This window comes from Solitalea longa, from assembly GCF_002920915.1.
Classification (GTDB): domain Bacteria; phylum Bacteroidota; class Bacteroidia; order Sphingobacteriales; family Sphingobacteriaceae; genus Solitalea; species Solitalea longa.
The window spans coordinates 292805-314215 of sequence record NZ_PQVF01000002.1; the positions used below are offsets into that span (position 1 = coordinate 292805).

General features: G+C 37.8%; 15 protein-coding genes. 4 read left to right on the top strand and 11 right to left on the bottom strand.

Translation table 11 applies throughout. From position 1 onward, the window contains the following. Positions 1–40: 40 nt before the first annotated feature. From C3K47_RS03845 to C3K47_RS03875, 7 genes are all read right to left on the bottom strand, one after another. Positions 41–1555, bottom strand: coding sequence for a RagB/SusD family nutrient uptake outer membrane protein (locus tag C3K47_RS03845; RefSeq protein WP_103787795.1), 1515 nt, complete (start codon positions 1553–1555; stop codon positions 41–43). Positions 1556–1615: 60 nt separating this feature from the next. Then, positions 1616–4729 (bottom strand): SusC/RagA family TonB-linked outer membrane protein, encoded by a 3114-nt coding sequence (locus C3K47_RS03850; protein WP_103787796.1) that lies wholly within the window; start codon positions 4727–4729, stop codon positions 1616–1618. Positions 4730–5365: 636 nt separating this feature from the next. Then, the gene (locus C3K47_RS03855; RefSeq protein WP_103787797.1) at positions 5366–7225 is read right to left on the bottom strand and encodes a 7TMR-DISM family protein; all 1860 of its coding nucleotides are present in this window, start codon (positions 7223–7225) and stop codon (positions 5366–5368) included. Positions 7226–7369: 144 nt separating this feature from the next. Further along, complete coding sequence (gene eno, locus C3K47_RS03860) at positions 7370–8665, bottom strand: phosphopyruvate hydratase (RefSeq protein ID WP_103787798.1); 1296 nt, start codon at positions 8663–8665, stop codon at positions 7370–7372. A gap of 283 nt (positions 8666–8948) precedes the next feature. Beyond that, on the bottom strand, positions 8949–9569 hold the full coding sequence (locus C3K47_RS03865; RefSeq protein ID WP_103787799.1) for a trimeric intracellular cation channel family protein: 621 nt from the start codon (positions 9567–9569) through the stop codon (positions 8949–8951). 80 nt (positions 9570–9649) lie between these two features. Beyond that, the gene (locus C3K47_RS03870) at positions 9650–11731 is read right to left on the bottom strand and encodes a hypothetical protein (RefSeq protein WP_103787800.1); all 2082 of its coding nucleotides are present in this window, start codon (positions 11729–11731) and stop codon (positions 9650–9652) included. Between the two features lie 216 nt (positions 11732–11947). Further along, positions 11948–12748, bottom strand: a complete 801-nt coding sequence (locus tag C3K47_RS03875) for a TerC family protein (protein ID WP_103787801.1) — start codon at positions 12746–12748, stop codon at positions 11948–11950. A 149-nt stretch (positions 12749–12897) separates the two neighbouring features. Between C3K47_RS03875 and C3K47_RS03880 the strand changes: the two genes are divergently transcribed. The 3 genes from C3K47_RS03880 to C3K47_RS03890 all read left to right on the top strand — a co-directional run bounded on the left by C3K47_RS03880 (position 12898) and on the right by C3K47_RS03890 (position 15387). Then, a complete protein-coding gene (locus C3K47_RS03880) occupies positions 12898–13326 on the top strand; it encodes a nuclear transport factor 2 family protein (protein ID WP_103787802.1) in 429 nt (142 codons plus the stop codon). A 79-nt stretch (positions 13327–13405) separates the two neighbouring features. Further along, positions 13406–14563, top strand: coding sequence for a BamA/TamA family outer membrane protein (locus C3K47_RS03885; protein WP_207765229.1), 1158 nt, complete (start codon positions 13406–13408; stop codon positions 14561–14563). Between the two features lie 29 nt (positions 14564–14592). After that, the gene (locus tag C3K47_RS03890; RefSeq protein WP_103787803.1) at positions 14593–15387 is read left to right on the top strand and encodes an alpha/beta hydrolase; all 795 of its coding nucleotides are present in this window, start codon (positions 14593–14595) and stop codon (positions 15385–15387) included. 150 nt (positions 15388–15537) lie between these two features. Here C3K47_RS03890 and fabG read toward each other — a convergent pair whose 3' ends face one another. The 3 genes from fabG to C3K47_RS03905 form a co-directional block, all read right to left on the bottom strand. Then, positions 15538–16284, bottom strand: coding sequence for a 3-oxoacyl-[acyl-carrier-protein] reductase (fabG, locus tag C3K47_RS03895; RefSeq protein WP_103787804.1), 747 nt, complete (start codon positions 16282–16284; stop codon positions 15538–15540). Between the two features lie 118 nt (positions 16285–16402). Continuing rightward, the gene (gene sucD / locus C3K47_RS03900) at positions 16403–17287 is read right to left on the bottom strand and encodes a succinate--CoA ligase subunit alpha (protein WP_103787805.1); all 885 of its coding nucleotides are present in this window, start codon (positions 17285–17287) and stop codon (positions 16403–16405) included. A gap of 273 nt (positions 17288–17560) precedes the next feature. Further along, complete coding sequence (locus C3K47_RS03905) at positions 17561–18136, bottom strand: DUF1579 domain-containing protein (protein ID WP_103787806.1); 576 nt, start codon at positions 18134–18136, stop codon at positions 17561–17563. A 169-nt stretch (positions 18137–18305) separates the two neighbouring features. Here C3K47_RS03905 and C3K47_RS03910 point away from each other — a divergent pair, with 169 nt between their 5' ends. Next, the gene (locus tag C3K47_RS03910; RefSeq protein WP_103787807.1) at positions 18306–19385 is read left to right on the top strand and encodes a serine hydrolase domain-containing protein; all 1080 of its coding nucleotides are present in this window, start codon (positions 18306–18308) and stop codon (positions 19383–19385) included. 70 nt (positions 19386–19455) lie between these two features. On the opposite strand, the gene C3K47_RS03915 is transcribed toward C3K47_RS03910, so the two are convergent. Continuing rightward, complete coding sequence (locus C3K47_RS03915) at positions 19456–21216, bottom strand: ABC transporter ATP-binding protein (RefSeq protein WP_103787808.1); 1761 nt, start codon at positions 21214–21216, stop codon at positions 19456–19458. Positions 21217–21411 lie beyond the last annotated feature (195 nt).

The following is a 21411-nucleotide window of genomic DNA, read 5'->3' on the forward strand; positions in this document are numbered from 1 at the left end:
ACAGCCCGTAAACTGTAAACCGATTAGAAAAATTTAGTTATTAGTAGTTATTTTGAGTTAAACCACCAGTTCTTACATCAGTAATAGGAATTGGCAACACATTATGTTTACCATCAACGTAGCCATATGGAGCAAGCTCTGTTTTAGCCATTCCCCAACGAACAAGGTCAATGTAACGGAAACCTTCAAAGGCTAACTCAACCTGACGCTCGTGAACGATAGCTAAGAACAATGCGTTTCCAGTTGGAGTGATCGATCCCAACTCTGAACGATTTCTCACATCGTTCAAATATCCTTGAGCTTTACCCTCGTTACCAGCTCTGTAGTAAGCTTCAGCAGCCATTAACAATACATCAGCATAACGAATTAAACGCCAATTGGTAGTATAGTTAAGTGGACTATCTCCACCAGGTCCTGTCGCTTTTTCGAAAGTACCATATTTACGCTGCCAATAACCTGTGTAATCCCAGGTAGCCTGATTTGTAAAGTCTCCTCCGGCTGCTTTCAATTCAGCAAGTGACATAACTGAATATTTTTTACGCTCATCACCAGCTTCGAAAGCATCATACATTTTCTTGGTAGGTAAGTTAAAACCCCATCCATTATTTAATGAATCAGTAGGCGCTTTAACATATGAACCCTCTCTTGGACCCATTAACTGAACGTGAATATTACTTTCAGGCTGATTACCCCATGGGAAGTTACCCCAAGTGTATTTTTCAGCATTTGAAAATGAGGTCTCAAAGATAGACTCTTTACCAAACTCTCCATATGTTGAGAAAGTAGCGCCAATTGATGATTCAAGACCGTATACTTTCGAAGTAATAACATTTTCAAACTGAGTTGCTGCTGCAGCCCATTTCTCTTGATATAACAATGCTTTACCTAACAACGCTTGAGCAGCACCTTTAGACACCCTATATCTTTCAGCAACAGCATATGCCGATTTTAAAGGAAGATCAGGAATAGCTTCTGTTAAATCTTTCTCAATTTGAGCATAAACCTCTGCTTTAGGAGCCCTTACCCCTTTCTTATAGTCTTCAGGTTTAACCTCGGTTAAAATCAATGGAACATCACCCCAAAGCGATACTAAGTCTAAATAGTTATAGGCTCTTAATGCTTTTGCCTCAGCAACGATACGTTTACGTAAATCAGTCTCAGGTTTAACATTATTGATAACAAGATTAGCTCTGTAAATAGTGAAATACATTGTTCTCCATGCAATTTCCATATTTCCATTAGTTGGATCGAGCTGAGCTAATTTATCCAAAGCCTGGTAGCCAGGTTGATCACCCGGGCCACTACCTCCTGCTGCGCTCTCATCTGAAGGCATTGTTTTTATCAACAAACGACTACCCCAAGCAGTAAAATAGTCAGCGCTATTCATATCATATACCGCAGTAATAGCCAACTGGGCATCTGCATCGGTTTTATAGTACTCATCCACAGGTAGCTTTCCAGGAACATCTTGCTCCAGGAAACTTTTTCCACAACTACTGGCAACGGTTACCAGAGCAGTGCATAATAGTATATTCTTAACAATTGATAGTTTCATCTTTAAAATGATTAAAAGTTATACGTTGTGTAAATCAACATAATTCAAAAACCTTTTTAATTAAAAGGTAACAGCAAGTCCACCTGTTATCATTCTAGGAGTAGGGTAAACACCTCTGTCAATACCCACACTGTTTGCTGCATTAGCATTTGAGCCACCTTCTGGATCAAAACCTTTATAATTTGTAAAGGTGAAGTAGTTATCCAGTGAACAGTAAAGACGTAAGCTCTTCACTTTAACAGTGTTCATCATTTTGCTTGGGAAAGTATAACCCAATTGTAACTGACGAATACGCATGAAATCACCTTTAAATACCATTAAATCACTTTGATAAATGAAGTCATTATTAGTATTTGAAGCAAACCAAGTGTTTGTACTTCCATCACCGGTCCAACGATCTTTGAAGAAGAATTCAGGTTTATTAGCTGAAGGACGGTCAGTACGGTTAAAGCCCATCATTACGTCGTTACCACCTTGTCCCTGTAAGAAACATAAGAAATCAAATCCTTTGTAGCTCATGTTCAAGGTTAAACCGTAAGTAAAATCAGGATTTGGATCTCCAATCATTGTATGGTCACCTGAACTGATTTGAGTATCGCCATTTGAGTTAACAATAATAGGATCGCCTGGTTTAGGAGCATAACCGGTTAATTTATTATCAGCTATGTACTTGTCGATTTGTGCTTGATTTTGGAAGATACCTGCAGTTTTATATCCGTTAAAGTACCATAAAGGCTTGTTCAAAGAGAACATTGTTGCAGTATAACCAGTACCTATACCAGCACCGTTAATGGTGTTAAGGAAAGGATTCATGTAGGTAACTTTATTTTTCATCAAGCTTAAGTTACCACTAACAGAATACTTAAATGCTTTCGTTGTATTGCTTTTGTAAGTTAATCCAAACTCCCAACCATTATTCTCAACGTCACCACCATTTACAACTGTAAGTACGTTACCAACATAATCAGGAACCACACCTGGAGTTAATAGATCTTTAGTTGTTTTTTTGTACCAATCAACTTCTAAGAATATGCTATTATTTAAGAAACCGAACTCAGCACCAATATCTAACTGCTCACTGGTTTCCCATGTAAGTAGTGGGTTTGGAAGATTACTTGGAGCAGCTCCAATTATGTTTGCTGGATTAGCAGGATCGGAGTTAGGAATTTGAATACCGGCAGTAGAAATACCTGCAGCCCAGGTACCAACACCTATATTTGCCAAACTACCATTTTGACCCCAGCTTGCACGAAGCTTGGTGTAATTCATCACTTTCGCTACACTTTCAGGGAAGAAATCTTCACTTGACATTACCCATCCGCCTGAAACTGCAGGGAAATAACCCCACTGATGACCAGGTGCTAATCTTGATGAACCGTCAGCTCTGATCGAACCGTTCAATAAATACTTGCCTTTATAATCATATCCAACACGTCCAAAATAAGACGCTAAAGTAGAAGTATTATATTGACCCGCTATTTTATCTTGTGTATCAGGTGAAAAATCAGGATAAGCATATTTCTCACCTTGTCTGAAGAATTCGGCATAACTGCTCGCCATATTATTGAAATTCGCCTTGTAAGCCGACATACCAGCCATTGCAGTTAATGAATGACTACCGAATGCTTTTTGGTAGGTAGCAAAGTTTTCCCATTGCCAATTAAACCAGTTGTTTTGGGTATCACCACCACTCAGGGTTGAGTTACGGTTAACATCTGTGAAATAAAATAGAGGACTCCAGTTGTGAGTTTTAACAAATGCAGCATCAACACCAAAACGGGTGGTAAATTTCAATCCTTTAACAATATCAATATCTGCATAAACGTTACCTACAATTTTATTCTGAATTGTCGATGTTTCTGTAACATCAATCAATCCCAATGGGTTTCCATACTCCCCTTGTACAAATCTTGACATTCCGTAGTAGTTACCATTTTTATCCTTAACTAATGGAAGACCACTTGCAAGTGCAGTAGTAACGTGAGCAGGAAGTGTGCTACCTGAAGGATAAGTAACAGGAGTAATTGGATCCAATGCTAAAGCACTTGATATAACCGAACGAAACTCACTGTTCTCAGCAAGACCGGTGGTTGCAAAGTTTGAATACGACAAACGCTCACCGATATTTAACCAGTCTTTTACTTTATTATCTGTATTTAAACGAACTGTGTAACGTTTAAAATCAGCTTTATCACCACCTGCAACCCCTTTTTGGTTGAAATAGCTAAGACCAACCAAATAGCTTGATTTTTCTGAGCCACCACTAAGGGTTAATGCATGACGTTGTTGAGGTGCATTTTGAAATAAGGCATCTTTCCAGTTGGTACCCTCGCCCGCAGCTTTAACTTCTGCGTCTGTAGGTAAATCACCGTAACCTGACTCTTTTAAGTATTGTGTATACTGTTGAGCATTCATTAATGGCATGATGTTGCCAATAGATTGTTGACCGATTTGAAACGAGTAATCAATACTGCTGGTTTCTTTCTTTTTGCTACCCGATTTTGTAGTAATAAGAACAACCCCGTTCGCACCTTCAGCACCGTAAATAGCAGCAGAAGCAGCGTCTTTCAATATTTCAGTTGACTCGATCTCTGATGGATCTAAATACTCGATACCACCAGCTCTCATACCATCGATAATATACAATGGTTGAGAATTTTGGTTTGAACCAGCACCACGAATACGAATACTTACTGGAGAACCAGGAGAACCCGACTGAGGTAACACGGTAACACCAGCGGTACGACCTTGTAAAGCCTGGTCGATACGGCTGATTGAAGTGGTTTTTAAATCTTCAGCTTTAACCTGAGAGATCGCGCCAGTTACTAACCCTTTTTTCTGGGTACCGTAACCTACAACAACCACTTCTTCTAAGGCTGCCACATCTTCCTGTAATTGAACAGAAATAGAAGTTTTACCCGCTACGGCTCTTTCAACAGGTTTGTACCCAATAAAATTAAATACGAGTGTTCCGTTACTAGGTACGGAAATTGAATAATTACCATCTACGTCTGTAGAGGTACCTTTACTGCTCCCTTTAATAGATACAGTAACGCCGGTTAAAGGAAGACTCTGTGCGTCTATTACTTTACCTTTAACGACTAATTCTTGGGCGAGGAGGTGTGTTGTACACAACATCAGCAACGCCAAAAAAACAAGTACATGTTTTCTCATAATTGGTTGAATTTGTTATCGAACAATAAATTGGTTAATAAAAAATTAATTTAAATCGGTCGATTCAAATATATATCACCAAACAAGAAAAACAATACAACTTATTAATTAACAGTGTATTATATACACTATGATACGCTTTGTTACCATGAGGTTTAAGACTGTTATGCATTGATTTTGTGGCTAAAAACAATAAAAAAAACATGTTTTTTTTTTTTCTGATACGCATTTCTACCATAAAACATAAAACAGCAAATAACCTATAAATCAATAAGTTAAACTTGATAATATTTTTTAAGAACTAATAGAAAAAATAATCTTTGCTTGATAAAATGTCAATTTTCTTCTTACAATGCCAACGTTTGCATAAAACTATTAAAAAAGATCTTGGTATAATCAGCTTACAGCAGTACCGAAAAACGCGTTCAAGAGAATATTCAATGGATCAAACAGGCTTTTAATTCATTGAGATGGAGAAGAGGCATCCAGTATTAGATAAAACGAAAGAAAAGACAATACCTGCAAAAGAGGTTTACCCTCCCTTATAACGTTAATAAAGACAGCGTTAAGGCTCAATTGAGCAATAATCCAAGAAGTTTAGCAGGTTAAAGTTGCAGATCGAGTTAAAAGATCCATCTATTCCACCTCTTCCAATAGCAAGTCACTCCAGCCATGGATTGCTCCATTTTTCTTTCCTTTTTTACTCTGAAGCGCTTTTTTAATTTTCGAGGAATAAGCCCAACAAGTACTTTGGCGTATATCCAAAATCTCGGAAAGTTTATGAGATGAAATGCTTCCCTTTGAAGAGTACATAAGGAAGATCATATAAAAGGCTTTATTAATTGGAATACGCGTGTTTTGCAGTATTGTGTTGGCGGTAACCGACTCTTCATAACCACATTTAGCGCATCGCTTATTGAGCAAGCCATGCCCATTATAATACCCACCGTGATTACATTTTAAGCAGGTATAGCCATTTTGCCATTTAAGGTCGGCAAGGAACTTTATGCAACTGTCATTATCAGGATACATCTTACTAAACTCCTCAAAATCCACATCTTTTGACATGATTCTCGCCTGGGTAACTTTAGCAACATCCTCTTTAAGCTGCACATTATCTTTGGCCAACAAGTCGTTCATATGCGCAATTTCATTGGCCTGATGTCGCAATAGCTCATTGGCGTTCAACAGTTCCTGGGTTTTAAGTTTTACCTGTGCCTCAAGTTCTTGATTAAGGGAATCCTTCAGCTGGTGATTTAGCTTCAACTGCTTAATGGTTCGTTGTGTTGCGATTTCCTTTTGCTCTTTCAGTAATCTAACCTTATCTCCTATTGCTATTGAAAGGAACATCATTTCGGCTACAAAACAGAAACTTAAACTATAGTGGGTAATTGGCCCGTAAGGCAAAAAGTTGGGCCAAAAAGTTAATATACTTTTAACCACAAGCCCAAAAAAGAGGAAAGAGTAGGCAATAACATAAAACCTGGCCGGTCTATATCCGGATATTCGAAGCCTGGCTCCTACATAAAAAGCGATACTCAGCGGAATCACCTCAATTCCCCTCATTTCAAAACCTGAATGAAAGTAAAAGAGGCAGTATAAGAAAAAGATGGAACGAAGTACCAAGGTCACCACGATAAGTTTATCGAGCCTAGGCGCTACCTTCTTTAAATTCAATAGCTTACGACCAAACAAGAGCGCAAAAAACGAAGCCGCAAATAAGGTATAGCCCGTTGTATGCTGATTCCAATAGGGGTAATTTGGCCATAGGTATTCGTAGGCAATCCCATCAGCACACATTTCATACATTGCGATCGACAATAAATAAGCTATATAGTACAGGTACTGCACTTCCTTAATGGCGAAATACATGATGAGGTTATAAAAGCAGAAAACTGCGATCATTCCGTAAAAAAAGCCAAAAAAGAAGTATTCATTTAATGCATACTCTACAAACCAGTTAACGGAGCGTAGCACCAGAAGGGCATCCGCTTTTTGGTCGGACTTAATTTTGAAATAATACGTATGAACCTGATTGTCTCCATTATCAATATCCATTACGTAATTTTTATGGATATAATGGCGCTTTCGGAACTTAAACCGGTCTCCAAACTCAACTGCATGATAAGCACCGCTGGGCAATGGCTTGTAAAACTGTATATAATCAATCGTTTGATCGAAAAATTCAAACACCCAACGTTTATTAGAATAAAGATCGTTTTTTAGGCGGATCCGGTACCAATAGGTGGCATTACGTTTAAAATTATACGGAAAGAGAAACTTGCTGGATGTAAACTTATTCGAATATGCTACTGAAGATATGGTATTGATATCAAGTTTCCCACTTTCATCTTCAAGAAATTGTATATCGTTATACATGAAAATATGTTGATTAACACTATCGTTAATAGCAACAATATTTTGTGCCGAAACGCGGTTACAACAAACTAATATGAACGCAATTACAATAAAAGAAGCACGTAAAACTTTAATCATATATGAAACTTTGGTTAGGGAAATTGCCTGCTCCAAAGCTATATAAAAAGTATTTACATCAAAATGTGGCTGTTAATTTTAGCCAAATAAAAAAGCGAGTCTGATTATTAGTCAGACCCGCTTACTTATAGTGTATTTTCTTAACTATTTTTTAGCAAACTTGAAGTTTTTGCCTAAGAAACGAGCAGTACTTCCTAATTCTTCTTCAATACGAAGCAATTGGTTGTACTTAGCGATCCGGTCTGAACGAGAAGCAGAACCAGTCTTGATTTGTCCACAGTTTAAAGCAACTGCTAAATCAGCGATGGTATAATCTTCAGTTTCGCCTGAACGGTGACTCATTACAGAGGTATAGCCATTATTTTGAGCCAAAGTAACCGCATTAATGGTTTCAGTTAATGAACCAATTTGGTTTACTTTAACCAGAATTGAATTAGCAACACCCATATCAATTCCTTTTTGAAGGAATTTAGAGTTGGTAACAAATAAATCGTCACCTACTAACTGGATTTTATCACCTAATTTTTCAGTTAATTTTTTCCATCCATCCCAATCATTTTCAGCTAAACCGTCTTCGATAGAGATAATTGGGTATTTAGCAGCCCATTCGGCCCAGTAAGCAACCATTTCATCGCTGGTCATTTTACGATCAGGGTTTGATTTATAAAAACTATACAAACCAGTTTTCTCATCGTACATTTCTGAACTTGCAGCATCCATAGCAATGTAAACATCGCTACCGGCTTTATAACCTGCCGATTCGATAGCTTGCAACACAGTTTCAATAGCCTCTTCGTTTGATCCGATATTTGGAGCAAATCCCCCTTCATCACCTACGTTAGTCGAATAACCTTTTTTCTTCAACACATTTTTTAAGTGATGAAAAACTTCGGTACCCATACGCAAAGCATGAGAGAATGACTCAGCACCAACTGGCATTACCATAAATTCCTGGTAATCAATTTTGTTATCAGCATGAGCACCACCGTTAACGATGTTCATCATTGGAATTGGTAATGTGTTAGCATTAACACCACCGATATAACGATATAATGATTGACGCGACTCTTGAGCAGCAGCTTTAGCAACCGCTAAAGAAACACCAAGAACTGCATTTGCACCTAAGTTTCCTTTGTTTTCAGAACCATCGATTTCGATCATAGCCTTATCAATCAGGTTTTGATCGAAAACATCCATTCCGCGTAAAGCATCGACTAAATTATCGTTCACATTGGCAACGGCTTTCAAAACGCCTTTACCCATGTATACGCTTTTATCATCATCACGAAGCTCTACTGCTTCGTGCATACCGGTTGAAGCACCGGATGGAACTGCTGCCCGACCCACTACTCCGTTTTCGGTAATCACATCCACTTCGACAGTAGGGTTACCTCTTGAATCGAGGATTTGTCTTGCTTTAACATCTAGGATTAAACTCATGTTATTTTAATTATTAAATAAACACTAGGGTAATGTGTACAAAATAGATTTTTCAAGGTAATAACCCCCCAAATCACACGCACACTTACCATTTTAATTTTCGAAGCCGAAAGTAGTTAAAATTACTCAGAGAGACAAACTGTTTCTCTGAGTAATTTTAATGATTTTACAATAAATTGATAAAAAATTAATGAAATGATTATTTATTAAATGTTTTATTATGTATATTAAAACAAAAACACCTTAGTGTAAAAAATACACAAAAAGAACATTTCAACCTATTTCACTCAGTTTCCTTATAATCATAAATCTTAGGCAGATATAGTTTAAACCGAAATGAAACAACCCGAACCACAACTACTGTTAAGGCGGCAATAACCTCGGTCAAATGTGTTTCGATATTTAGAAATCTTAATAAAAAATACAAACTACCCCCCGCAATACATGCTGTTGCATAAATTTCCTTTCTAAACACTACAGGAATTTCATTGAGCATTATATCCCTGATAACTCCACCGAAAGCACCAGTCATAGTTCCCAAAGCAATGCACAGCACCGGATGAAGTCCGTAAGCCAACCCTTGAGCAATACCCGTTACAGTAAAGGCTCCTAATCCAAATGAATCAAAATAAAATAATAGCTTTTTTAAATGATGAATGTGTGAATTAGCAAAAAGGGTAACGACATAGGTAATAAGAATTATCGAAATGGTGGTAAAATTACGCATCCAAGCCACTGGAGCATAACCAATCATAACATCTCTTAAGGTTCCTCCACCAACAGCTGTCACAAATGCTAAAATAAGCACCCCGAAAATATCAAGGCGTTTATTCATAGCAGCAAGAGCACCCGAAATGGCAAAAGCAATGGTTCCGAGTATATCAAATAAATCGAGGATTGTCATTTAGTTAATTAAGATCGATTAAAAAACACCCAAAGCTTCTTTTAAAAACATTCTATCATTCGATTAATAATTCTTTAATACTAATAATCTCCATTCCTCTTTCTAATGAACCATTCGATCGTTAGTAAAGCCATGATCAAGCCGAATAACCATTTTAAATTGACCAGCTCATTAAGTGTTTTATCTTCATAAGAGACCGGCTTTATCGTATCCTTCTTTGCAATTAAATCAACTAATTTGTTCAGGTTACCGGGATAGATCAGTTCCCCACCATTGTTTTTAGCTAAATTATAAAGTAACTGATGATTAGCAGTAGTCTGAAGTTCTTCAATATTTAATGCATTGATGATGAACATACCAGTAAAAGTTTGCTCTTTATCACCCAATCGAGTTTTAGCGGTATAAGTATAATCGCCAACCGGTAACACACCCACATTTAAAAAATAAGCCTTTTCAGATCTGCTAAAGGTGAAATTGTAATTACGGCCTTCCTTGTTTTTAACCACCAATGTTACTTCGGGATCATTAACCGGCTCATAGCTATCATTGTAAAGCTCCGCATTAAAAATAATAGGCTCATTCTCTTCGAAGATCTTCTTAGGCTGAGTTATTCTGAACTTACGTTTATCGTCACGTGCAGTTAAATATTGAACTGTTTTAGTTAGAAACTCATTAAAAGCATCGTGATTGCCGGTGGTCTGAAAATTAGCCAGTCGCCAGCGCCAAATTCCCTCACCAAATAAATACCCGGTTTTCAATCCATTATTATCAATAAAGCTTAACAATGGTTCGCCCGTTTTCACCGACCCAACCTGTTGCGTAAGCAATGTTCCCGTTTGATTTTTTATTTCAAACCTGGCAAAAGGAACATTCAATGGCGGATAGTTTGTAAACTGACGCTGTGCCGCTTCAGAAAAAGTAAACTGAAAAAAGTCACCTTGAAAAATGGGCTGTGTTTCATTATAACTATTTCTGAAATTATTGATACTGGCCCCCGATTGAACCTTGTTAAACAAATCGATATAAGTTTGATTACCAATTATAAACCAAACCGGAACTCCGGAAGTAAGCACCTTGCTCAAAATTGAAGCAGACCCCGCATTAGAGGTAGGTAACTGATGTAATATAATCAAACTATAATCGCCATATTTTAAACCATTAGCTTTTTCAGCCAGTTCAATTTGCGCCTCATAGTTTTTATTGTTCTCAAGTGTTTGTTTTATAGCTCCCAGATCAGGATGTGGAGCATCAGCCAAAATCAATACTTTCTGACGGGCATCCAAAACATCAATAAAAATATGCTGCGTATTATTCTTTTGGGTAATTTCACCCGGAAGCACCTGCAGGTTAACCGTATATCGCTGCGTTCCTATATTATCCGCTTCAAGGTCAACAGGAAATGATTGACGAAAATCTGTATTAAAAATAGGTACATCTTTTACATAAAGAACTTTACCTCCATTTGAAACGCTCAATCTCGTTTTCTGATTCTGAAGACCAAATGCAGCAACATTAACATTTATTCGAAAGGTGTTGCCCAAATAGGCGATCTTATTATACTCCACCGAAGAAATTAATAAATCTTTCTTCGGAGTAGTATCGCCCAAGGCAACGGTATAAACAGATGCATTAAAGTTTAATCGCTGATAAACAGGGTTAGGACCTCGGTTATACAATCCATCGCTGACCAAAATAACAGCCCCGACATTGCGGTTGGCGAAACGGCTGTTCAGTTCGTCGAACAATTGCCCAAAATCAGTACGTTTAGCCGAAAAATCAATTTTATTCCCCTCCTCTACCTTATCACCAAATGAGTAATTCTTTACTTCAAACTTCGCCGACAGGTCGCCTGTTAATTGTTGAATTGCTTTTGGCAACGTGGTCTTATAATCGGCAGCTTCTTTATTTAATAAAATTGAAGATGAGTTATCAGAAGCAATAATGATCAAAGGCTTTTCAACAGTACGCGAAATGGTTTTTATCAACGGGGCCAACAATAGAAAAGCTATTAAGGTAACGGCCAATGCCCTAATCACGAACAAGCCTTTCCTTAATATTGCATGAAGAGAATTAGCTTTATGGTAAAGTAACCAGGCATAGCCCAATCCTAAAATTATACACGGAATAATCCACCAGGGAGAAACACTGCTAAAAATGATCACTGAAAATTTGTTATTAATTTAATCTTCAAGAGTAAAACGTAACCTGTACACAGCACCAGTAGGCACCTTTTAACAGGGAATTAAAATATTAAAAAAATCAAGCAAAGCGCAATTCAAAAAGTAAAAGTTTTAGTGATGTGATTTTCAGTCACGCTTTAAAACCTATTTATAAAAACAAAGGTGCTTTTTTAAGCACCTTAAATTTTGAATTGTGAATTATTCAGAAATCAACTCTTCTAAAGGCTCTTCAATTACCGTATTTCTTTTAGGATAATTAAATAAAACCGACGTTAATACAGGAATCACGAATATGGCCACTGTTAAGATGGACACAAACAGATCGGCGTGTTCGCTTTCAATAAGTTGTGATATTTCACTAGTCGGAGTAAAATGGGTATAAATAGAAACAGAAAGCTTCAACCCTAACAATCCGATTACTAAAAAAGCAATGGTTTCCAAAAAGGTGAATTTCTCCATTAATTTCACAAAAGCCTGAGCAACAAAACGCATAGCCAAAATGCCTATAAACACTCCTGTACAAATCAGGTAAATGTTATCAGTGAAAGCAACGGCCGCAAACACATTATCTATCGAAAAGGCAAGGTCCATTATTTCAACCAAAGCCACAGTTGCCCAAAAGTTACCCATTAACCCTACCGTTAGTTTATAAAACCAGTTGCCTTTTTTATCTATCAGATCATCATCGGTTTCAGGAGTGGCTTTCCCTTTAAAATAACCATATGCTAAATACAATAGATAAAGTCCACCTAAAGGCTTTAACCACCAGATTTTCACAAGCCAGGTAGCTAAAAGCAAACAAACGCCCCTGAAAAAATAAGCCCCAAAAATACCATAGCGCAGGGCCCTGTTGCGTTCTTCCTTAGGCAGGTCCATAACCATAGTTGCCAATACGGCGGCATTATCAACCGAAAGCAAACTTTCAATAACAATTAAGTTCAGAACAATTAAAGATGCAGCTTTTAAGTCACTGCCAAGAAACTGGTGAATTAAATCCATTTAATGATTAAATTATGGAGCATAAGCTCAACGAGTCCGCAAGTATACAGCTTTAGTTGAAATCAACTTTCAATATTTTTTATAAACCAAACCGAAAGAACTCCTAATTACTGAGAATCATTGAAATATAAACCCAAAAACATACACACATGACCGAAAGAGAACAACTAATTGAATTAGCAAACAAGCTATTTATTTACACCGATTATCGTCAATGGGAAAAGTTAAAAAATGAAGTTTTCACCCAAAACGTCCGCATTGACATGTCGAGCCTTGGAGCCGGAGAGCCGAAAGAACTTCCCGCCATTGAACTTTGCCAACTTTGGGAAAAGGGTTTTGAGGGTATTGATGCCATTCACCATCAATCCGGAAATTTCCTGGTAAGCACCATAAATAATACAGCCGAAATTTATTGTTATGCCATTGCATCGCATTTTAAAGAGTCGGCAACAGAAGGTAAAACCCGCGAATTTGTTGGCAGTTATAATTTAGAAGCTGTAAAATCAGATAAAGGATGGCGACTGCGTAGTTTTAAGTATAATCTTAAGTACATAAACGGAAACCTTTCTTTAAAGTAGCCGTAACAACCGCCTGATTAAGCTTTGCCATTAATTTCCTATTTTGAAGTAGTTCTGTTTTAATAAATGCGCCTTTTAAATGAGATCCTATTTACGCTTGTTTTGTTTTTGGGCAGCCACTGTTTGTACCTGTTTATCAACATTTAAAGTATATGCTCAAAAAAAACATTTTTCTTTAAAAGACTCTCTTGATCACTCTTTTGACCTGAGCGACTGGATAATTAACGCGCATGGATTTATTCCCGTTCCTTACATTATCACAGAACCAGCCTTAGGCAATATTGGAGGTGCTATTGCTCCTGTATTTCTTACCCCCCGAACTCCCTATATCGACTCAATAGGAAATCGAAAGCTGGTTACGCCTCTTCCACCGGATATAACTGGCGTAGTATTTTATTACACTGCCAATAAAACATGGGGAACTGGCGCTTTTCGAACAGGCACATGGAAACAATACCGCATAAAGTACAAGGTGGTTGCCAGCTATTCAGATGTAAACATGGATTACTACAGAACATTGCCACCTACCGGAGAGCAAAAATTCGAATTTAACCTTAAAACAGTTTCATTTACCGGTTTTGCATTAAAACAATTCAGAGACCCTAAATGGGCAGCCGGACTGCAAGCGCTTTTACGACGAACAAAGGTAACATATGACGGCACCCTGCCCGATTTTGTAACCCAACAGGAATTAACAAGCACCGTTTCAGCAATTGGACCGATGATTGAATTTGACAACAGGGACAATATATTTACCCCCAATAAAGGTTTTAAAGCTCATATTGATTCTTATTGGTCAAATAATATTATTGGGAGTGATTATAATTATGGGCTCATCAATTATTTCATTTATAGCTACAAACCCCTGCTTAACAATTTAATTTTAGGCTTACGATTGGAGGGTCAGCAAGCAATGGGCGACCCTCCATTTTATTTACTCCCTTATATTGATATGCGTGCTATTCCAACGAACCGTTACCAGGGAAATGCAGACATCTTAACGGAAGCAGAGTTTCGCTGGGACATTAAAAAACGCTGGAGTATAATGGCTTTTGGTGGCACGGGCAAAGCCTTCGAAAGCTGGGATGACTTTGGTTCATCAACCTTGGCGTATAGCTACGGTACAGGCTTCAGATACCTGCTTGCCCGGAAATTTGGCTTACGGATGGGCATTGACATTGCCCGTGGACCAGAACAATGGGCTTATTACATTGTTTTTGGCAGTGTCTGGCTTTAATAACTTAAGAATTCGTTTATTTTTAGCGAATGAAAAGAACCATTTTATTCGCTGTTTTACTCATCAGTGGGTTTTGTTGTTTTGCACAGGATCAACTACTGCTTAAATCCGCTAAACTTCCTTCCATAGATACCGTATTGGTATTCAAACCGAAACAATATGATTATGTTCAGAAAGTACCAGTTGTTTTTTTACTGCATGGATGGTCGGCTAACTACAACCAATGGAACAGAATTATGAACGCACAAAAATATGCTGATGAATATAATGTATTGATCGTTTGTCCAGATGGCCTTTTTGATTCATGGTATCTTAATTCTCCGATAAAACCTAATTCCCAATACGTCGACTTCTTTTACGAAACACTGTTGCCTAAAATTAAATCGGGGTACCGGATAGATGAAAGCAATATCTTCATTACCGGATTAAGCATGGGAGGCCATGGAGCCTTGAATATTTTCCTTGAGCATCCTGAAGTTTTCAAAAGTGCCGGCAGTACCAGCGGCGGTGTTTATTTGCAAGCATCGGGCGATCGTTTTGGAATTAACAAGGTAGTAGGCAGCTATCAGACTTCGCTCGACACCTGGAATGCGTATTCAATTGTTAACAAAATTGACAAACTAAAAGGCAGCGATAAACAAATTATTTTCGATTGTGGAACGGAAGACTTCTTTTATGAAGCCAATAATATGCTCCGTGCAAAATGTGATTCGTTGAAAATTAAAGCTACTTATATTTCGCAACCTGGAGGACATATTCCTGATTATTGGAAAATCTCGATCAAACAGCAGTTCGAATTTTTCAAGCGATTAATGGAAAACTAACCTGAAGAATTTAAAATTTGCGTAGTTATACTGATGTAGTTTATAAACCATGTACCTACATTTGATCATCAACTACCTATAAAAGCTAACAAGCCGAATTTCTAACGAAATCCGGCTTGTTTTTTATATTGTCTTATAAGATAAAATCAATTACGATTCCATACCACCACAAACAGCGATTGACTGTCCGGTGATATAAGCGCTCATATCAGAACCTAAGAATACAGTTAAGTTAGCTACATCTTCGGTTTCGCCCATACGTTTTAACGGAATAGACTCAGCCCATTTTGCTACTTGCTCTGCTGGTAATACTTCAGTCATCTCAGTTTTAATAAAACCAGGACAAACTACGTTAGCACGGATATTACGTGAACCTAACTCTTTTGCAATTGATTTGGTAAAGCCAATGATACCTGCTTTTGATGCAGCGTAGTTAGCCTGACCAGCATTACCTTGCAAACCAACAATTGAGCTCATGTTTACAAAAACACCTGAGCGTTGTTTCATCATTGGTTTAGAAGCAGCTTTAGTTAAGTTAAAGATCGATTTTAGGTTTACACGTAACACCTCATCCCACTGTTCTTCGGTCATACGCATTAATAAACCATCTTTGGTAATACCGGCATTGTTTACCACAATGTCAATTTTACCAAAATCAGCTACTACATCATTGATCAATTGTTCTGCAGCAGTATAATCAGAAGCGTCTGAACGGTAACCTTTAACTTTAGTTCCGAATTGTTGTAATTCTTGTTCTAAAGCCTGTCCCTTTTCAACAGACGACAAATAAGTGAACGCAACCTGAGCTCCGTTTTTAGCATACAACTCAGCAATCTTACGACCGATTCCTTTTGATGCACCGGTAATTAGCGCTACTTTTCCTTCTAGAAGTTTCATGTTTGTGTTTAGATTTGAAATAGGCGACAAGAACAACCCTTGTCGCAATAATCAGTATAAAATGAAATGAGACATGAAACTTTTCTCAAATCTCATGTCTCAAATCTCATATCTAATTTTAGATCTTTCCGGCTTTCTTCAATTCTTCTGCCATGGCTTCGCCAATTTCAGCAGGAGATTCTACTACCCTGATACCACACTCACGCATGATCTTCATTTTAGCGGCAGCAGTGTCATCAGCACCACCAACAATTGCACCAGCGTGGCCCATACGACGACCTGGAGGCGCTGTTTGGCCTGCGATGAAACCTACAACCGGTTTAGTACCGTTTGCCTGGATCCAACGAGCTGCTTCAGCTTCCATTCCACCGCCAATTTCACCGATCATGATGATACCGTCAGTTTCAGGATCGTTCATTAATAATTCAACTGCTTCTTTAGTAGTGGTACCAATAATTGGGTCTCCACCGATACCGATTGCTGTTGACTGTCCTAAGTTTTGCTTAGTAATTTGATCTACCGCTTCGTAAGTTAAAGTTCCTGATTTAGAAACAATACCAACACGACCCGGAGTAAAGATAAAACCAGGCATGATACCTACTTTAGCTTCACCAGCTGTCATAACACCTGGGCAGTTAGGACCAATTAAACGGCTTGATTTATCTTTTAAGTATTCTTTAACCTGAATCATATCCTTAGTAGGAATACCTTCAGTGATACAAATAATTACTTTAATACCAGCAGCAGCAGCTTCCATAATAGCATCTGCAGCAAATGCAGGCGGAACGAAGATAATCGACACATCAGCGCCAGTTTCTTTTACCGCGTCAGCCACAGTGTTAAATACTGGCAATTCTAAGTGATGTTGTCCTCCTTTTCCTGGAGTTACACCACCCACTACATTTGTTCCGTATTCGATCATTTGCGAAGCATGGAAAGTACCTTCGCTACCGGTGAATCCTTGAACAATAACTTTTGAGTTTTTATTAACAAGTACGCTCATTTTAAGCTTATTTATGAAAGTGTTTTGTTGATTCTTTTTCGTCCTAAATATTGAAACTGCCGAAGATCAAGAGTTTTCAAAAGGCAAAAACAATAATGCTACAGGGTTTAAAAGTTGTGGTGCAAAGCTAAGTTTATTTTAATAATTTGAAAATGCATATAAAGATTTTATGGCCTGGTTCTGTGGCTTAATTAGTTGCTGAATTTCCATAAAAAATCCTGCCCATGGTTTGGGCCATGGGCAGGATTAAAAACTCTCAAATGAGGCTGATTATTATTTCTTCGTTAGCTTAATCTCCATTGTTTTAAACTCCTTTCCATCGGGAGCAGGCATGTACATTTCCAAAACCTGTGTTTTATCATCAATAAATTTCAACACTTGTTTCATCATAGTATCCTTTCCTGTCATTGGATCAACGGATTTGCCTGTAAACGTAATGCTCTTGGCTACTGCGTCCCAGATTCCTTCCATGTACAACAAGCCGGTTCCAAAGTTGTCAATCCATGAAGTAACAAACACCTTTTTGGCGTTATCATACCCGGTTATTCCCAGCCCTTCAAAAGGCATACCCATCATATTTCCGGTATGAACTGCTTTTTGGTAACGCCCTCCTAAGATCATTGTGTTTACACAAGAGGCTTTGTAAGTTAACGGAGGAGTTCCCGGAGACATCCACATGGTGATATCTTCATTCCATTCCCCGGTGTCTTTGGCCATCATTTTATGAACATCCCCAGGAGTCATATAAGCTTGCCAGGCTTTCATGTTGGCATCTTCCGTATTCTGAGCCTTGAGCTGACAACAAACAATAAATAAAATGGCTGATAATAGTAGTGCTGACTTTTTCATTTTAAATTTTTATAAGGTTGGTTATTCTAAATTTACAAAAAGAATGCCATCAACAACTAATAATCAACTAATTAAGCATAACCAAGCGTCTACTTTTGAACATTCACCATTAAATTTTCTTAATTAAACGTTTCGATAGTACTTTCGTCAAAAAACCAAAACCTTAGCTATGATCCGAAAATTCATCCTGTTCATTTGCCTCTTCTTTATATCATTTGCTTTTTCCTGTTCCAAATCCAATCCCGAACCATTTATCAATTCAAACAATTCATATTTTCCACCCATAAACAGTGATAACTGGGAAACAGAAACCCCAAAATCTTTAGGCTGGGACGAAATAAAACTGAACAAAGCCATAAACTATGCTCAAAGCGTTAATACCTATGGATTACTGATAATTCATAAAGGGCGGATAGTAACCGAGAACTACTGGAACGGATGGAATAAAGACACGAAATATTATATCGCTTCGGCTGGAAAAAGCGTGACAGGTTACCTGACAGGAATTGCGCAGCAAGAGGGTTTATTGAACATCAATGATAAAACGTCGAAATATTTAGGAACAGGATGGACCAGTTTGCCCGAAGCAAAGGAAAATCTAATTACAATTAAACATCAACTGAGCATGACCACCGGACTGGATGATGGAGTTGCCGATGTTGATTGTACCGATCCATCATGTTTGATCTATAAAGCAGATGCAGGAAAACGTTGGGCCTATCATAATGCACCTTATCACCTCTTACAAAATGTTATTGCCAATGCGTCAGGCACAACGATGAATAACTTTACCAAAACCCGGTTATCGGATGTTATTGGAATGAAGGGTTCAACCTGGGTGAATTATATTTTGTGGTTGAATACACGGGATATGGCCCGTTTTGGATTGCTGATTTTAAATAAAGGCAAATGGGCAGATAAAACCTTAATGACGGACCAGAACTATTTTAATGCAATGGTAAATACTTCGAATACCTATAATCCCTCGTATGGATATTTGTGGTGGTTAAACGGCAAGAACAGTTTTATGGTACCAACGCTGCAAACTGTTTTTCCTGGCTCATTAGTCCCATCAGCTCCGGCCGATATGTTCTCCGCTTTAGGCAAAGGCGACAAAAAAATCTATATCGTGCCCAGTTTGGATTTAGTTGTGGTAAGACATGGCGATGATACCGGAACAAACCTTTTAGGCACGTCATCTTTTGATGAACAGTTTTGGGCAAAATTGAAATTAGCAATAAAGTACTAATCAAAATAAAAGCGGGAAATCAACAATTATTGTCAATTTCCCGCTTTCCAAAATATCTTTAAAATCTAATTTACACTTTAATCCCTACCGAATTGAATTGCAAATCATACAAGCGTTTGTAAAAACCATTTAGTTTTAGCAATTCCTGGTGATTGCCCATTTCTTTGATCTCTCCCTTATCCAACACAATAATTTTATCGGCATTTTGAATAGTTGACAACCTGTGAGCAATAACAATAGTAGTTCGTCCCTGCATAAGTTTCAGGATCGCGTTCTGAATCAGTTCCTCGGTTTCCGTATCTACAGAAGAAGTAGCCTCATCCAACACCAAAATTTTAGGATCGTAAACCAGCGCTCTGATAAATGAAATCATCTGGGCCTGCCCTACTGAAAGTGTAGCGCCACGTTCCATTACATTATACTCAAATCCACCTGGTAAACGCTTTATAAAATCTACAGCTCCAACTTCCCGGGCCGCCTGTTCTATTTGTTCATGTGTAATTTTATCATTCTTTAAACTGATATTATTATAGATAGAATCAGAAAACAAGAAAACGTCCTGTAAAACGGTAGCTATCGACGAACGCAGATAGTTCAATTCATACTCCCTTACATCAACTCCATCCAACTTTACTGAGCCTTTACCAATTTCATAGAATCGATTTAAAATATTAATTGTTGAAGACTTACCGGCTCCGGTAGCACCCACAAGTGCCAAGGTTTCTCCGGGCTTTATATTAAACGATAGATCTTTAAGCACCCAATGCTCATCATTATAGGCAAACCAAACATTTTCAAATTCAACCTCTCCTTTTAGAACGGCTGGCTTCAACGTTCCTTTATTCGGAGTTATTTCATCGGTATCAATAACCTTAAAAACGCGTTCGGCACTTACAAACCCCATTTGCAATGTATTGAACTTATCGGCCAGTTCCCTGATTGGGCGATAAAGCATATTTATATACATCAGGAAAGAAACCACTACTCCAGGTGAAATTTTATCGCCGATAATTTCTTTTGAGCCCCACCAAACCAACAAACCCACCGACATGGCTGAAATCAATTCAACTACCGGAAAGAAAATGGAATAGTACCAGTTAGAACGAATATTAGCCCTTCTGTGTGCACGATTTATGCCTTTAAACTTATTGAACTCTTGCTCCTCGCGACCAAAAAGCTGGGTAACAAACATTCCCGTAATATGCTCTTGTAAAAAAGTGTTCAAACGGGTAACCTGCTGACGAACATCCTGGAAAGCCGATTTTATTGCTTCCTTAAACACATATGTGGCTCCAATTAGCAAAGGCATTGGCGCTAAAACCACCAGCGTTAAAACAGCATCGGTATAAACCATAAAGGCGATGATGGTAATGATCTGTAAAATATCGCCGATGATCGATATCAATCCTTCAGAAAACACATCTGCAATTGTTTCCAGATCTGAAACGGTACGGGTTATTAATGTACCAATGGGAGTATTATCAAAGTACTTTAAGCGGAGATTAGTAATGTGATCAAAGGTATCTCTCCGAATATCTTTAATTACCGATTGGCCCAGCCAGTTAGTAAAATACGTATGGTTGTACTGAATGATGGTTTGCAAAAGAATAACCGCTATCATTAAACCCGTCATTCGCAGTAAGCCATTTGTATCATTAAATAAAATGAAATGATCAACCGTGTATTCTACCAGGTAAGGGCGTAAAGGAGCCACAATAGCCAGTGAAATGGTCAATATTACGGCCCAATAAAAAATACCTTTATAGGGCCTGGCATAATTAAGTACTCTTCGTGTAAGTTTTATATCTAGGGCATTACCAGTTACTGCCATAAAGTTGGTTGAAACGAATTAAGGTTTTAAAAGTACAAATTGATCTGTTGTTATAATGTTAAATGACAAGATTGTTATACTGTTAAAGTGATTTATTGCCATATTGCTAAATGGCTTTATTGTTGAATTGCTTTAATCGGAAACAGTTTAACGATTTTTTCATTTAACAATATTTCAGTTTAACAATATTTCAAT